Below are 15,093 nucleotides of genomic sequence, written 5' to 3'. Positions count from 1 at the left end.
GAAGTTCCTTATCGGCACAATCAAAAGAATTGGAAACCTACTTTTATTCCTTTTGCGAAGGCGAGAAAAAGGATTGAAACAGACTTCTCGCAGATGTGCGACCAATTTATGATTTGCCGCAACTATGCAAAGGAAACAGTAGGATTGTTTACAAGAATTATCGGTAAAATCAGTGCCTTTACCGCAATGCAATATTTAAATCACATTAATAATAGACCCATTGGAAGAGTCAAGTATGCACTGGCTTAATTCCGCCAACGGGTTATAGAATTACTTTATATTCAAGCATACGTAATGTTAAAAAATTATTACATCTTCATCTGTGCAATTCTTGAATTATTGGAGAGAGAAGTCCTTTCTGTTTTCTGTACGAAATAATGTCGTCAATGGAAATTACAACAGTTTCATTGGCATTGGCAAAATCTACAATCCCAGTAAGTCTCGCCATAGTCCCATCAACGTTGGTTAATTCACACAATACAGCACAAGGATTAAATCCTGCAAGAGATACTAAATCTACACTTCCTTCTGTGTGACCAGCCCTCTCAAGAACTCCGTTTTCCTTAGAGATTAAAGGAAAAACATGTCCAGGAATATGTATATCCGATGCAGTAGAAGCTTCTTCTATTGCAATCTTTATTGTTTGGATACGATCATGAGCAGAAACACCCGTCGTGACTCCGACAGCGGCTTCTATAGATTGCGTAAAGTTTGTGCCATAAGCACTCGTGTTGTGATTAGTCATTAATTTCAGCCCTAGGCGATCGGCTTGATTCTGTCTTATACACAAACATACAATACCACTGCATTCCCTAATGGTTTGTGCCATATTAGAAACTGTCATTGTTTGTGCGGGGAAGATGTAATCCCCCTCATTTTCTCTTTCGGGGCTGTCTACAAGCAATATTCCTTTTCCCACCCTTAAATGCTTAATAGCATTATTTACTCGTGCTTCAGCGTCTTTACCATACTGTACGAGAAGGTTTTCATTCGAAACGTCTTTTTTCATTACTTTTTCTTCGTTAATAATTTGCACATTATTTCTATTCCATTTTCAATATCACATTTGGTTAAATCGTTTATAAAAGCATATCTTCCAATTTCTGTAGGAAAAGGAATTCTTTGTAACCCACCACGATGTTTCTTACGTTCAAGTACGCTTTCCCAAAGAAAGTCTTTATTACAAGTGAGTATTTGTGGAAATTTCAAGTGAAAATACAGAGAAGATATTCTTTTTAATTCACATTCTGAGATAATATTACGACTAAATGCTATACATGACGAAAGAAAGCAATCAAGTGCTACAGCTTCTCCATGCAAAATATTTTCACAATCTTGCATTTCTATTATTGGGCTAAATGTATGACCAAAATCTACACATCTATCAAGATTATCTTCAAACAAATTCGGCTCTAATTCCTCAAGCATATCTACTATAGAAGAATGTAGGATTGTCTTAGTGATAGGGAGAGTGATATCATCAACTATATTGTATCCATTTTGTTCTAATAATTCAAATAATGGTTTGTCTTTTATCAGAGCTATCTTAAAGACCTCCCCAAAGCCATTAATTATATGTCTTGTTGGTAGTGTGCTTAAGAAAGTTTCGTCTAAGAGTACAGCTTGAGGAGGCATAAAACTCCCCATTCTGTTCTTATGATTGTTAAAGTTTATACCTGTTTTAATCCCGATTGATGCATCGACAAAACCCATTAATGTTGTCGGTACAGCAATATGAGGAACACCCCTTCTATAGCAACTGGCAACGAATCCTCCAAGATCTGTAATAACTCCACCTCCAATAGAAATTATTGGTTCTTTTCTTCGATCAACATCAAATCTGTCCAAATCTGAAAAGATCTTCAGAAATGAAGAAAGTGATTTATTATTCTCTCCAGAGTCAATGACTTCAAAGAATGTTTGGCATTCAAACCCCTGAAAGTATTTTCTTATGGTATGTCCGTACAATTGATCAATGACGGAGTCTATAATAACAAACCGTCTATCTCCCTTATTTAAGTTAAAAGCATTTTGCTCTACATCGAAAAGGGAACTTATTTCTTGTATCTTGTACTTAAATTCTTTTAAATGTTTGATTTCTATAGATCCTTTGCTTGTCTTCATATTAGTAAACATTGAAAATTGATGGTAATTCATGTAACACTCTTGAGGCGTATTCTTTCGCACTAATAAGGTTATGAATATTTGGATTTCCACATTGATATCTGTTTGCATAAGGCACAACAGACTCTGACACTACACATAGTAAAGCTTTTTCTAACAACGCCTTCATCTCCTTTTTGGAAATATATCCTAGTGCGACTAAGTAAAAACCCGTCTGACAACCCATAGGAGATAGCAATACGAATCGATCCTTCAACAAAAGTCTAAATTCTTTTAAAAGAAGATGTTCTAACGAATGCATTACATCAACAGGAATAACCTCTTCACTTGGCTGTACGAAACGAAGGTCATAAGAGATGACAAGCTCACTGTTTTTAATAATCTTGTAATCGATAACTCTTATGTAGGGAGACTTGACAACAGTATGATCCAATGTATCTCCCATAAGACTCCGATTCCATTCTTCATCCATTAGTTTGTCAAAAGGAAGAGTTGGAGTTATACATTTATATATGTATGCAATGCTTTCTGGAACAACTTTTTCCCACATACTAACATGATTATATAGCTCTACAGTAACAACTCCTTGATACGATGAGGCTTCTATCATTTGAAGAACAGATGAGAGGTCTATATGTCCAAATCCAAGCCGTTCGTGGAAATGTACTTTGCCATTCACCGTATTACATATTGGCTCTCCTATAATTGGATGAGTTCCCTCTCTTAAGAAAGCTATTACAGATAATAGTGAAAATAGTCGAGTTCGATCAATGTTTCCGATAGAATCGATATAGGCCTTCGCTTCAGGATATATAGGCCTATTAACATCTAACTCGCCTAGCTGTGAAAAGGGGATACTTTTTGAATTATGCAAAACGATAATATTCTCTATTTCTTCTTTTTCTTGACTCCTTTCGTCATCACAAAACAGATATATGTTTTTACTTGTTCCATCATAAAATATAGTATTCTCGTTGAACAATAAGAAGTATTTATTCTCCTCTTTTTTTTCAAGAAATTGCTCCAGTTGCTCAATCGTCATTAATTGGGTTTTGACGTTTACACCATTTTTTATATCAGCAATATGTATATAAGCTGTATGGTTTAAATTGTCTTTTATCGCATGTAAATAATTTTCCTCGGTGCAGAAAGCATGACCGACATCAAGATGCAGTAGAAAATGACTAGATGCGATTTCATTTATTAGAGACATTGCATCAGCAATTGTCTCAATATACATTCCAGGCTCAGGCTCTATAACAAGCGTTATGGGAGAGTCTCCAATATAGGACAATAATTCTTGTATAGAATCAATCAACAAATTTCTTACGTACTCTGGACTACAAGACTCGTGCTCTTTTCGTATATAGCCACTTTGAAAACTGACTATAGGTACATTCAAAATACGTGCGATATCTATTCCTCTCTTTATAAGGTTAATACGTTTTTTCCTGCTTTCGGCATCAAGAGATAACACAGAAGGCTCGTGAGGCACTGTTGACAGATAGAAAGTCGTGGCCGTCGATATACACGCAGGACGAATGCTTTTCCGTTCTAAAAAGGTTTTTATCTCCTTAAGTTGAGAGTTTGTCAACATCTTAGGATCAAACAATTCTTTTTGGAATGAAAACTCAAACCACGAATAACCTGCATTTTCTAGTTCCGAGATACCTTTAAATATATCTACGTTTGTTAAACCATTTAGACTATAACTTGTTTTTACCATAATATTTTAATTTTAAAAATTAACTATAATTATGCGTATTTATTTCTGCTTGTAGAAGTTATATACCACAGTATTCCTATTCAAGAGTAGTTAGCAAAACTGTTCCATATGAGAATCTGCCACTCTCAGGGACAAGAAGAAGAATGTTCTGGCCCCCTTTTATGTGCTTAGTTCTGAGCAATTCCTCTAAAGCTACATAAATAGCTGCCGATCCAACGTTCCCGACAGAGGGGAGGTTCACAAACCATTTCTCTTTTGTCAGAGCAATGTTACGAGCTGCTATTTCGTCATTTAATTTCTCATAGAAGAACATTGATGAAACATGAGGTATGACATAATCTATCTCTTCCGCTTTTACATCATGTTTGGCAAGTACGGCTTCGATATGGTCAACCCAATATTTGATAATGTATTTCTTTAGCAGCCTAATGTCTTGTTTCAATAGCATTACTCCACGATTCTTTATGTCCTCCGGAGTGAATTCTTTCCAACTTTTCACTTGTTCGTCAACACCTAATTCTGCGCCCATGAACATACAGGTAGGAAGTTCATTAGCATAAGAGGTCATTTCTATCCATTCTATTTTTAGTGGACTTTCCCCTTCCAGGTGATCCTGCACTAATACTGCTCCTGCTCCGTCTGAAAGCATAAATCGAAGAAAATCTTTCTCAAATGCCATATAAGGATCTAAATCCGGATTCTCATGTGTTATTTCATATTCAGGATCATAGAATTTCGAGACTAATGTAGGGGAGGGAAATTCAGAAGCAACACAAACGGCATTCTGATGTAATCCAGCGAGAATATTACTATAGCATATTTTTAACGCCTGCAAAGAGGTAAGGCACACTCCTGCCGAAGAGAAAATCTCCATTGGAAAATTCTCCAGTTCTCCATGCACCATAGATGCGTGTGAAGGAATCCATTGGTCAGGAGTGCTTGTGGCACAAGAGAGTAGAGAGATTTCTTTGGGAATTTTATTATCTACAAATAATTTTACAACGGCTTCTTTTGCTAATTGCGCATTTGAATGTGTTATTTGTTGTTTCTCATTCAAAGCATAATACCTCTTTTTTATGCCATTCTGTCTTAATACAATGGAACGTGTCCTTGAAGGCTTATCGCCGATAAGTCCTAAATATTGTTCCATATTATCATTTTCTACAACCCTATTAGGCAAAAATGATGAAACTCTTGTTATATAAACTTCTCTCATTATTTTACAGCATTATAGATTAACATGTATTTCCTTCTTAATTCTTGGATACTCAATCCATCACCCGTAATAGCAAGTAAAAAGGAGTCTCCGTAATACAAGGAACGGAACAATGATATTGCCAGATCAGACTCCACATTACCACTCAACTCTCCATATTTGACACCTAAATCATAGTAATGCCTCCATTGATTATGAATTAGTATCTCTATTTCATTATATTTTTCCACAAATCCATTATAATGAAAAGACGCAGATGCCAATAAATTCACATATTGCGCAGAGATGTTTTTATCAATTCTGTTTTCTTTCATCACTCTCATTCGTTTCTCTGTATTATTCAATTCATAGTCAATATAAGTCCAGAATGGAGTTTTCTCTGAAGCAGGAATATCCGCATTCAACGCATCAGATATGAAATCAAATATAAACTTATCGATAACAGCCCTATATAGTCCTTCTTTATTTTTAGTTCGATAATAAATAGAGCCACGAGTTATTCCTGTGGCTTCTTCTAAATCTCCAGTTGTTACATTTACATATTCTTTTGACAAGAAGAGTTTAAATGCTTCTTGCAATATATAATCTGTCTTATCTTTTGTTTTGCTTCCCATAAATAATAGTTTCTAAATTATTATAACGGTGGTACTAATCTTTTTAATGTTCGCAAATATATGAAATTTTATAATTGTAACCAAATTTTTCGGAGGTTTTTTCTTTAAAAAGTTTCTTTTTTCTCTCTTTTTCATATATTGCAGTGTAAAATGGTTGATTATAAGTCTTTTTGCTGGTATAATAACGACACTAAAACTTCTAAAAATTATTTCCTATAAAGTTAGATGTGATTAATTTTAAGGTGTATCTACAATTTATTTCCGTAAAAACACACTGGTTTCATCAGAAAGTGTTATCTTTGCATTATCAAATTAAGTGTTCTTTGAGGCATTGCAGAATAAAGAAAGGGAAAGAAACTTGCTCGTTTCCAAATCGTAACCCTTTTATCCTTTATTCTTTCTTATTTTGCTGATTATCTGAAAGATATAAATTTATAGAATCTTTTGCGGGCATAGTCTGTTGCAATCAGCATCTTTGCTCTTTCCTCGCTCTCACTCAGAGGTGCTCGTCCCAAGATTGTGGCATCGCCACTCTTGGCAAACTCCATCAGCTTGCTAATAAACACCTCTTGCTCGGGTGTAGGTGGTATGTTGTGCAGTATCTCATTCTTCTCAGGGCGGTCGATGCCAATGTCCTTGGCTGTACGGAAGTCGCAAATCTCCGCATAAAATCATCTCACAAATAGTAAAATCCTGATTATTAGAAGTCTGAGAAGAATATGTGTCAAAGGGTGAACGAATAAGAAACGAGCGAGTTTCTTTTCAATTCTTTATTCTGCATTGCCTCAAAGAACACTTAATCCCATTGCAAAGTTAAGATAAAAACCGAATATTACAATATCCTCGGTAATATTTTACCACAGGAAGTGTTAAATCCGTTCATTTTCAGATTTGTTTTCTTTCTTTTTTATTGCTGTCCGGTAAAACTTTTTCAAACAAAATAAATTAGGGCTGACACTTTTCACGAAGTATCAGCCCTTTTGGTTATCTTTGTTTTCTCAATATAATAAATATAACCATGAGCAAAGATAGTCATTTTACCGGACAGCCGGTCTATAGTCAAGTATTAAAGTTACTCGACAAAGAGAAAATTCTTCAAATAAGCCACGAAACTAAAGGAAGCGAGGCTTACGTGAAGCGTTTTGACGACTACCAACATCTCGTCGTAATGCTGTTCGGCATACTCAAACACTTTGATTCTCTGCGCGAACTTGAGATAGGCATGAAGGCAGAGGCTCACAAGCTCAGACACCTCGGAATGAGCTATTTGGTTCGTCGCAGCACGCTTGCTGAGGCCAATATACGCCGCCCTCAGGAGTTCTTTGCAAGTGTTTATGCGTATCTTTTGGAGAAGTATGCCAAATTTTTAGCGGACAGCCGCCCTTCCCAGTGCTATAAGGGGCATACACACGAGCCTAAAGATTGGGAGAAGTTGCTTTACATGATGGATTCTACCACTATAACACTCTTTGATAACATACTTAAAGGTGTCGGGCGACATCCAAAATCAGGCAAGAAGAAATGCGGAATGAAAGTGCATACGGTAATGAAGTATCATGTCGGTGTGCCAATGGTGGTGCAACTCACCTCTGCTGCAAAACACGACCATTACCTGGTCAAAGAGGTTCATCTGCCTAAAGACTCCACTTTAGCAATGGACCGTGGCGATGTCGATATCGCACAATTCCAACGTCTTACAGAATAGGGCGTTTGCTACGTGACTAAAATGAAGAAAAACCTTAAGTATGAGGAACTTAAATCCGTTACGTATATCAATGCAGAGGGCCTCGTAACGCATATTGATCAGAAAGTGCTTTTTACAAGAGGAGAACTCACCTACGAGGCAAGATGGGTGGAGATATTTTACGAGACAAAGAGACCTATTGTACTATTGACCAACAACTTTGACTTTACGGTTGAGGATATTGCTGAAATCTACCGCCTAAGATGGGCTATCGAGTCGTTGTACAAACAGCTTAAACAGAACTTCCCGCTTCATTTCTTCTATGGGGACAGCGTCAATGCCATACAAATACAGACAGGGGTAGTCTTGATAGCGAATCTGCTGATAACAGTCCTGTCAAGAAGCATCAAGAGACATTGTGCATTCTCACAAGTTGTTACCATGATACGGGCTTATGCTTATGTACTACGTCGATTTTATCGCATTCATGGAAAATCCCGAAAAAACTTGGAATGATTTCCTTGCAAAAGGAGATGCAAAAAGCGTCGCCTGAATCAAGTCTTTTCGATTAGGGGGCTTACTTTTGAAAAAATAAACCCCGAAGTCCAATTTTACTGGGCTTCGGGGAGGATTTTTATGCCCTTTTGAGTTTTACCGGACAGCAATATTTCTGAATATAATAAAGTAGACTGGAAAGAACTAGCCTACCATTTGTCCATTACGAACATTTGGAGCTTTTTCAGCCTACCAAATGTCCATTACGCCAACATTTACTATACAGACACCAATCTTCGCGTCGAACTCTACCTTGGATTTTACCTTTCCCTTGACAATGGGGCGAAGATGCGGCTGATAAATCTGAAGTTTCTTGATTTTGTGAAGGCTGCAGAACTTGTATAGCAGACAGTATATCAGCCTGCTACCGTTCTCCTAAATATTGTAAGCTGTCGGATAGCGAATCTCAGTATCGCTGTATGTGCCATCGGTATTCAAAGTGTCCGCCGCAGTCGTTGTCGTCTTCATCGGTCGTCTCTTCTTTGGCATGCTTCTGTCCGCTTTCGCCATCAGCGAGGTCAGTATGTAAAAGAAATCATGGTTAAGCCCCATGCGAATTAGGACAAACTGTTCTGGTACAAAAGCTTGCTTCTCAGTGAGCTTTTCCAGACCGAGCGAATATTGCATGTAAGGATTTTCCTGAATGGCCAAAACCGTATTCTTGACGCTCAACTTTTCCACGTGTTTCATTATTAGGGCATCCACAGCCATACGAACCGCCTTGTTGTTAGAACTGTTACGACTGTTCTTCAAACGCTGTTGTATTCCTTCTCTATCTTGTCCCAAGGAAGCCCGCCACCGAGTTTGACCCACCTATTGGACACACTCAATCCAAGATAGATTCCTAGGAGGCAAACAGACCGTGATTACAATGTTGCAAGTAGCATTGTATGCCATTTCTTAATGCTTTTAACACTCAAGGAAAATCATTTTTCGTCAATTGAACAAATTTGTCATAACATAAGTTTCTAATTATCATTACTTTGAGTTTTATTAGCAGGTCCTATATACTGTGAATAGCTTTGATGCTTATCAGACGCTTGATAAGTGTACCGATAAAAATCTCATACTTCAAATAATTCTTTCTTATGATTTCATCATCAAAATATTTGGTGCATGAATCGAGTAATTCTTCCAGGGTCTTTGGTTCATGTAATTCCTCGAATATGCAGAGCTCTACATCATCAATATCATGTATCTGATATCCCTTAGCTAGAAGCTCTGGCACCACAATACAATAATACTCTCCTTCTAAGTCAAAGTTGACTCGCTCGTAATATTCTATCGAACTCCTACGAAGCTGATTCAGCTTACCGCCCCAATTGTAACTTGATGTTATGATACAGGCTTCCTTGGATATAGTAATTCTATCTCCTCGGGAAGCTTTATCCTGCCAGCTCATACATTCCAAATCGCGGCCATAAACAAATTCCTTGCTCAAATGACAGAACTTCTTGCAAATCTTATTAACATCGTCTGCAAACTTATCCAATTTTTCAGGATGCTGTCGGCCGATTTCTGTTCTAGTAAGTAATTCCATCTCTTTTGAAGCATCGGCTACATGGTGCTGAGTGTTTGAAATCTTATTTCCATGATAGGCATTCAGACAGATCTGATGATATTCTTCGATGCTACAGCTATTTATTTCTGGCGTTGTAATGCAAAACGGCAGATGCTTGCGATGATATAGACGGCAGATGCGATAATAATATTCTGGATAAAGATTACGCAATGTGATAGCCATCTGGAGACAAAGATCTTCATCTCGCTTGAAATTACCAAGCAGATGTATATATTTCACTCGATTGTTGATTTCTAGGAAATCAGCAAGATGTGTATAACCATATGAATTTTCCAAATCTTCAAAGAGCAAGGATACTTTTTTACAAGCTTTATGAGCTAACGCATAAAATAGATGCTGCTCGAAAAATACATTAAATTTATCGGCATCAATTTCCTTTAGATGTTTTTGGTTTCTCTTAATATAAGTATAAGCCTCCTTTGTATAATTCTTAAAGAAAATGACATCATTACCTCCTAATATACCAGCATTTACTGCTAAAAAAGACTTATCTGAATTAAAATCGCTCTTAACGACCTCGGGGATGTACGTAAAATGTCTCTTTAGCTGAACCATGGTATCCAAATAGTATTTGGATGAATATTCCATATTCTGAGCTATCAATTCTGACTGATTGAACTTTTCTGGTAGTTTGTCGAAGAGATATACATCTCCATCTATATGGAGAAATGGATTCTGCTGCTTTGAATAAGTGTAAATCTTCGGCAATGCCCACAAGTGCTGGTCAATTTGATCATATTCATTGAAATCGGTATATACCTTATTGTAGGGCAAGCCCAGTTCATCGATGAGGATATTTTTACCCATATTATCGGTATACAGGTCAACATGGTCATAGATCTTTCTTAGCTGTAGACAACTCAAAGCCCAGCTCATCAAATTGTATTCTGGTCGCAGCCAACCGTATCCATTCTCCAACACTGGTTTTCCCTGAGGGTAAAATGTTTGTATGTAGTTCATTGTATATAGTAATTTTTGATTATCTGCAATAATGGAGTTCCGTCTACTTTCATACATATTAGCAAGAATACCATGACGAGAAATACAATAAGACATAGCGGTATGGCATATCTTATGATAAATCCTTTCTTATCCCGTATGAAATCATTCATCATATTGTTCTATAGTTGATTCTGTATCAAATTATAATAATAACCTTGCTTTTTGATAAGCGAGTTATGATTGCCAATTTCCATGATGTGACCATGATAGAGTACTACAATTTGATCAGCATTCTTAATCGTACTCAAACGGTGTGCGATGACTATAGACGTTCGATTGCGGAGGAATTTTCGCAGCTGATGCTGGATGACATTTTCATTTTCTGCATCAAGGGCACTGGTTGCCTCGTCGAAAAAAATAAATTCTGGCTGTTTGTATATAGCTCTAGCGATAAGTAAGCGTTGCATTTGCCCACCAGACATACCGTTGCCCATACTTCCTCCCATGGTGTATTCCCTCTGCGGCAAGGTATCCACGAAATTCTTAATATTGGCAACTTTCATAGCCTCTTCCAGTCTGTCCTGTTCTATCTTTTTATTCGTGGAGATATTTCTTGCAAAAGTATCGGAGAAGAGATAACCGTCTTGCATCACTACCCCACATTTATCATGCCAGTTGCTAGAAATGATTTCGTTGAGTGGCATACCATTGACGGTAATCAGACCTTCGCTTGGCTGATAAAATTTAAGAAGCAGTTTCATCAGCGTAGTCTTGCCACTGCCTGAAGCTCCTACAATGGCGGTCATTTTGCCTAACGGAATATTCAGATTAATATCGTGAAGCACGAACGGAGACAATGACCCCTCATACTGAAATCCTACATGATGCAACTGGATACCTTCTGATAGCTTATTGGGTAAACTAAGGGTAGTGCCCTCATCCTCTTCCTTTAGATTCTGTACTTCTGCCAAACGGGATATACTGAGCTTGGCATCCTGGAATCCACGGGAGAAATTGATTAACTGAGTGATAGGTGAGTTCATCTGACCGATGATATAGGATACACTCATCATTCCGCCAAAGGTCATATTCCCTTGTATTACAGCCCGAGCTGCAATATAAGTCACGAGCAAATTTTTCACTTGATTGATGCATTCAAATCCCATCAACTGACATTGGTCAAGTTTAAGTGACTTCAGATTATTGAAATAGTTTTTCTTCTGGATTTCCCGCCACTGATTAATCTTATATTTCTCGAAATTATTGACTTTTATATCGCGAATACCATAAATCAGCTCACTGATAGCCTGCTGGTTCATACTGCTATTTTTGAATCGAAAGTAATCTAGCATTTCCCGTTTATGAAAGAAAAACTGTGCCCAGACAATAGATCCCAAGGTAAACAATAGATATACTGTTAGCAAAGTGCCACTGTAATTAAATAGCGCAATAAAGAATACCATGAAACTAACAATCGAGAAAATAGTAGTCATACTCTGTGATGTCAGAAAATCCTTAATGCGCTGATGATCTTGCACTCGCTGATAGAAATCACCAAGGAATTTAGTATCAAAGAATCTCAACGGGAGCTTCATGATTTTCACGAAGAAATCGGTGATAATGTCTATATTAATCCTTGTACCGGTATAGAGTACTACCCAGTTGCGTATCACTTCTATTAATACCGTCCCCAGATAGATAGATAACTGGGCAAAAAGTATCATGTTTAACACTCCATAATTCTTGTTTGTGATACCTTTATCGATAAGAATCTGGGCAAGATAAGGTAATGTCAGCGACAAAGCACTGACCGATGCTAAGCAAACGCCAATTTTAGCCAGTTCCTTACCGTAAACGGTTACATACTTCTTCAAAAAAAATACTGGTGAACTTGACGTCTTTCCAACTTCCTTAGTATAAAATTCCTCTGTAGGCTGAGGTGCGAACACAATGCCTTTGCCTTCTTGATCGCCCCAAGATAGCATGAATTCATCCTCAGGTACACTGATACGACCAACTTCTGGGTCAGCGATATGGAAGATGTATTTTTGTGAGCGCTTTGCCTTTGTGATTGCATAAAGCACTACGAAATGACAGGCATTCCAGAATAGCACTACTGGATATAGTTCGGCTGTTACCAAGTCTTTTGCGGTGATGCGCAGGCTGACCGACTTCATGCCTATGGTCACTGCAGCTTCAGTCAAACCGACCAAACTCACTCCTTCCCTCGTAAGGTAAGAGCAATCGCGCATATACTGCAATCCATAATCTTTACCGTAATATGAGGAAATCATGGCCAGACAAGCAGGTCCGCAATCCATAGCGTCATGCTGGGCAATAAACGGGAATTTGCGAAAGACTTTATTTAAGACCATAAATTACTATATGGATTATAATGACATTTTGAAGGCTTACTATATGGATCGCTAGGATTTTCTGTAAAGGCTCTACAATCGGAACAATTGTAGCGATATTCGCAATCACAGCATACTTTGATTTTGTCTTTATTCAGGTTCCACCAGAATAAAAAATTCGAATCTTGAAGCACCTCGTCAATACTCTTGCTAAAGACATTACCGTAAGTTGTCTGCATCGAAGGACAATTGTGGTAGTTACCTTGAGCGTCTATAGATAGCTTCTTGTAGAGACATCCATTCTTTTTCTTCATCAAATCGTAGGTCCAGTACCCAGAGAAGTCAAGGGTCTTCATGCATATCGTACCGCAGGAATTTCCACCATCAAAATCAAAGTCCTTGTAGAAGATGGTCCCCACACAAAAAGATGAATATCCTGGATGCTTCTTCATGACTGAATGAAAAGTCTCTTTTTCGCTTCCATAGAGGAAGAGATTATTTAGCAGTGCATTTCTGCTGATGAAATCTTCCAAATAAAGAACGTCCAGTTTTGGATTAATCGTTGCATGCACTTCTACATAAATGGCACCAGTATTCTTAAGCCCCTCCAGAATGTGGTCCAGTATAGGAGTATCGAGCAGTGTATTCTGGCGTATCTGTACGATTTTGCAATTTACAGGACTAAGACGTTCTAGTATCTTATCGACAAGTTCTATCGTAGTATTCTTATCGATATCCCAGATAACATCTCTCAATTTATATTCCTCATAGCTGAGTTCATCTGACATCTTTGGGAAAGCAGCTTCGTCTTTTACTAGAGTTGCCATACGATGAGTGACCATGTAATCGACAAATTCGAGGAAGTAATTTTTCGATTCTTGATCATCCAGCTGAGCGAGGGTTTCTTTGAGCTGATGACGATCGGCCATGCGGATAAGCTGCTCATACTGATGACTGATATGGAAGGAAACATCTCCTGCATAGTCAACTATGAGGCTCTGCCGCTTGCCATGCGTAAGACGACACGTCGTATACATGACAAAATAGTAGTTTTCATTCATGTATATCATTTCTTTTCTTCGAAAGGTTTGTAAATCTTGGATATCGGCATATCAATTATATTACAGGAATAGGTATTCGACTGCCTTACAGGATTATAGAATATCTTGTACTTGTCATCTTCATCTGAAGACACTTTGCTGTAATACAGCCTGACAAAAGCTAAAGAATATCCTTGGATATCCTTGCCTGACATTTTTATTTCATGTAGTTTTGCCATTTTTCAAATATAAAGCAACTTCGCGTTCTAAATTATAATTACAAGGTATACTAGTCATGCCGAACTGACCTACAGGATTGATTTCCAAAAAGATATGTTCATCTTCTGTATTAACCATTATATCAGCAGAACCAGTGTTTAGCCCGAGCTGACGGTAGAGCTTGTCCAGTTTTTGCTCTACATCTGCAGGTAATTTATATGGTACCTCCAACTTGGGCGGATGAATGCGAAAATCGACTTCTCCATTGTTATACACCGGACAAATGATGGCCATAGGATAGAATTTTCCATCAAGATAAAACACTCTTACCTCGAATCGCTTCTCGCAGAGTTTGGTGACCAGTGACGGAGCAAAATTATTGCCGATGTTATCGTTGCAGAAAATAGACGTAATCTCTTCGGTATAACCATAATACATTTTATTATCATATACGTTATAAATCGACTCGCTGAGGGCCTTAGTTACCACTCTGCCCTCTTTCTTGCGAAATTCTTCCAGCTGCTTGCCATTCGTGATAATACGAAATTCTGGGGTCTTAAGCCCTAAAGCTCTTGCTTGACGTTGCACTTTCATTCGGTTGAGATCATATTTTGGTCCACCCAGATTAATGGGAATAGAATGATAAAGCTCATCAAATAGATATTCCTGCAGGCTAGAGAGTTCATCCCGAAGATAATCTTTGAATATCTTATTGTAAACCTTTGGCTTTCCCTCACATGCCTTCTCAATTTTGACCTATAGCTCATTTTGCAGGATAGAATCCTCCTTAACTACCGATATACACTGGTGTTCTCAGCAATTCAAACGTTTCAGAGATATTTCGACCTTTGAAATCGTTCAATAGCTCATTTTGCAGGATGCAATATAGCTTAATGTTCGATAAACATTAACTTCGCTGGTATTTGAAAAGCCAAAAAGCGAAGTTATAATGAACAAGAAAAAATGCCCAGTGTGTAAGAGTAAACACACCGTGAAAAACGGAGTGCGTTATGGAAAACAACTGTATTTGTGCAAAG

At 37.7% G+C, this 15,093-nt stretch carries 13 protein-coding genes and 3 pseudogenes; 4 read left to right on the top strand and 12 right to left on the bottom strand.

Annotated elements, in window-relative coordinates; translation table 11 throughout:
* A pseudogene (locus F596_RS0109370) lies at window positions 1–249 on the top strand (IS982 family transposase); the annotation flags it as partial.
* Between the two features lie 67 nt (window positions 250–316).
* Here the strand turns inward: F596_RS0109370 and ribB are convergent.
* The 6 genes and pseudogenes from ribB to F596_RS12280 all read right to left on the bottom strand — a co-directional run.
* On the bottom strand, window positions 317–1,009 hold the full coding sequence (ribB, locus tag F596_RS0109365; protein WP_026302398.1) for a 3,4-dihydroxy-2-butanone-4-phosphate synthase: 693 nt from the start codon (window positions 1,007–1,009) through the stop codon (window positions 317–319).
* Complete coding sequence (locus F596_RS0109360; RefSeq protein ID WP_036858039.1) at window positions 1,009–2,124, bottom strand: sedoheptulose 7-phosphate cyclase; 1,116 nt, start codon at window positions 2,122–2,124, stop codon at window positions 1,009–1,011. Before F596_RS0109360 ends, ribB begins: the two co-directional genes overlap by 1 nt.
* Before the next feature lies 1 nt (window position 2,125).
* Window positions 2,126–3,850 carry an S-ribosylhomocysteine lyase gene (locus F596_RS11080; RefSeq protein WP_019036744.1) on the bottom strand — a complete coding sequence of 575 codons (1,725 nt, stop codon included), beginning with the start codon at window positions 3,848–3,850 and terminating at the stop codon, window positions 2,126–2,128.
* Window positions 3,851–3,926: 76 nt separating this feature from the next.
* Complete coding sequence (locus F596_RS0109345) at window positions 3,927–5,066, bottom strand: StlD/DarB family beta-ketosynthase (RefSeq protein ID WP_019036743.1); 1,140 nt, start codon at window positions 5,064–5,066, stop codon at window positions 3,927–3,929.
* Window positions 5,066–5,680: a TetR/AcrR family transcriptional regulator gene (locus tag F596_RS0109340; RefSeq protein ID WP_008449518.1), complete on the bottom strand. Its 615-nt coding sequence runs from the start codon at window positions 5,678–5,680 to the stop codon at window positions 5,066–5,068. Before F596_RS0109340 ends, F596_RS0109345 begins: the two co-directional genes overlap by 1 nt.
* A gap of 413 nt (window positions 5,681–6,093) precedes the next feature.
* Window positions 6,094–6,351: pseudogene (locus F596_RS12280) on the bottom strand (helicase); the annotation flags it as partial.
* Window positions 6,352–6,698: 347 nt separating this feature from the next.
* Here F596_RS12280 and F596_RS11595 point away from each other — a divergent pair.
* Window positions 6,699–7,880, top strand: a pseudogene (locus tag F596_RS11595) (IS4 family transposase).
* A 414-nt stretch (window positions 7,881–8,294) separates the two neighbouring features.
* Here F596_RS11595 and F596_RS0109320 read toward each other — a convergent pair.
* The 4 genes from F596_RS0109320 to gwsS all read right to left on the bottom strand — a co-directional run bounded on the left by F596_RS0109320 (window position 8,295) and on the right by gwsS (window position 13,789).
* Window positions 8,295–8,672 (bottom strand): transposase, encoded by a 378-nt coding sequence (locus tag F596_RS0109320; RefSeq protein ID WP_169495531.1) that lies wholly within the window; start codon window positions 8,670–8,672, stop codon window positions 8,295–8,297.
* Window positions 8,673–8,922: 250 nt separating this feature from the next.
* The gene (locus tag F596_RS0109315; RefSeq protein WP_026302397.1) at window positions 8,923–10,557 is read right to left on the bottom strand and encodes a DUF6734 family protein; all 1,635 of its coding nucleotides are present in this window, start codon (window positions 10,555–10,557) and stop codon (window positions 8,923–8,925) included.
* A gap of 65 nt (window positions 10,558–10,622) precedes the next feature.
* The gene (locus F596_RS0109310) at window positions 10,623–12,818 is read right to left on the bottom strand and encodes a peptidase domain-containing ABC transporter (RefSeq protein ID WP_019036740.1); all 2,196 of its coding nucleotides are present in this window, start codon (window positions 12,816–12,818) and stop codon (window positions 10,623–10,625) included.
* Window positions 12,809–13,789 (bottom strand): grasp-with-spasm system SPASM domain peptide maturase, encoded by a 981-nt coding sequence (gene gwsS, locus F596_RS11330; protein WP_231551731.1) that lies wholly within the window; start codon window positions 13,787–13,789, stop codon window positions 12,809–12,811. The genes F596_RS0109310 and gwsS overlap by 10 nt, the downstream gene beginning before the upstream one ends.
* On the opposite strand from gwsS, the gene F596_RS12175 reads away from it, so the two are divergent.
* Entirely contained in the window at window positions 13,712–13,891 is a 180-nt protein-coding gene (locus F596_RS12175; RefSeq protein ID WP_231551732.1) for a hypothetical protein, read from the top strand. The two genes, gwsS and F596_RS12175, sit on opposite strands and share 78 nt — an antisense overlap.
* Here F596_RS12175 and F596_RS0109300 read toward each other — a convergent pair.
* Window positions 13,864–14,076 (bottom strand): hypothetical protein, encoded by a 213-nt coding sequence (locus F596_RS0109300; RefSeq protein ID WP_019036738.1) that lies wholly within the window; start codon window positions 14,074–14,076, stop codon window positions 13,864–13,866. The genes F596_RS12175 and F596_RS0109300 overlap by 28 nt on opposite strands.
* The gene (gene gwsG, locus F596_RS11325) at window positions 14,060–14,764 is read right to left on the bottom strand and encodes a grasp-with-spasm system ATP-grasp peptide maturase (RefSeq protein WP_282705107.1); all 705 of its coding nucleotides are present in this window, start codon (window positions 14,762–14,764) and stop codon (window positions 14,060–14,062) included. The genes F596_RS0109300 and gwsG overlap by 17 nt, the downstream gene beginning before the upstream one ends.
* Before the next feature lie 241 nt (window positions 14,765–15,005).
* On the opposite strand from gwsG, the gene F596_RS12325 reads away from it, so the two are divergent.
* Window positions 15,006–15,093, top strand: an 88-nt coding sequence (locus tag F596_RS12325; protein WP_428829174.1) for an IS1/IS1595 family N-terminal zinc-binding domain-containing protein, incomplete at its 3' end; no start/stop codon positions are given.

Source organism: Prevotella amnii DSM 23384 = JCM 14753 (genome assembly GCF_000378745.1).
In the GTDB taxonomy this organism is placed as follows: domain Bacteria; phylum Bacteroidota; class Bacteroidia; order Bacteroidales; family Bacteroidaceae; genus Prevotella; species Prevotella amnii.
This window is presented reverse-complemented; position numbering and strand designations above follow the sequence as displayed.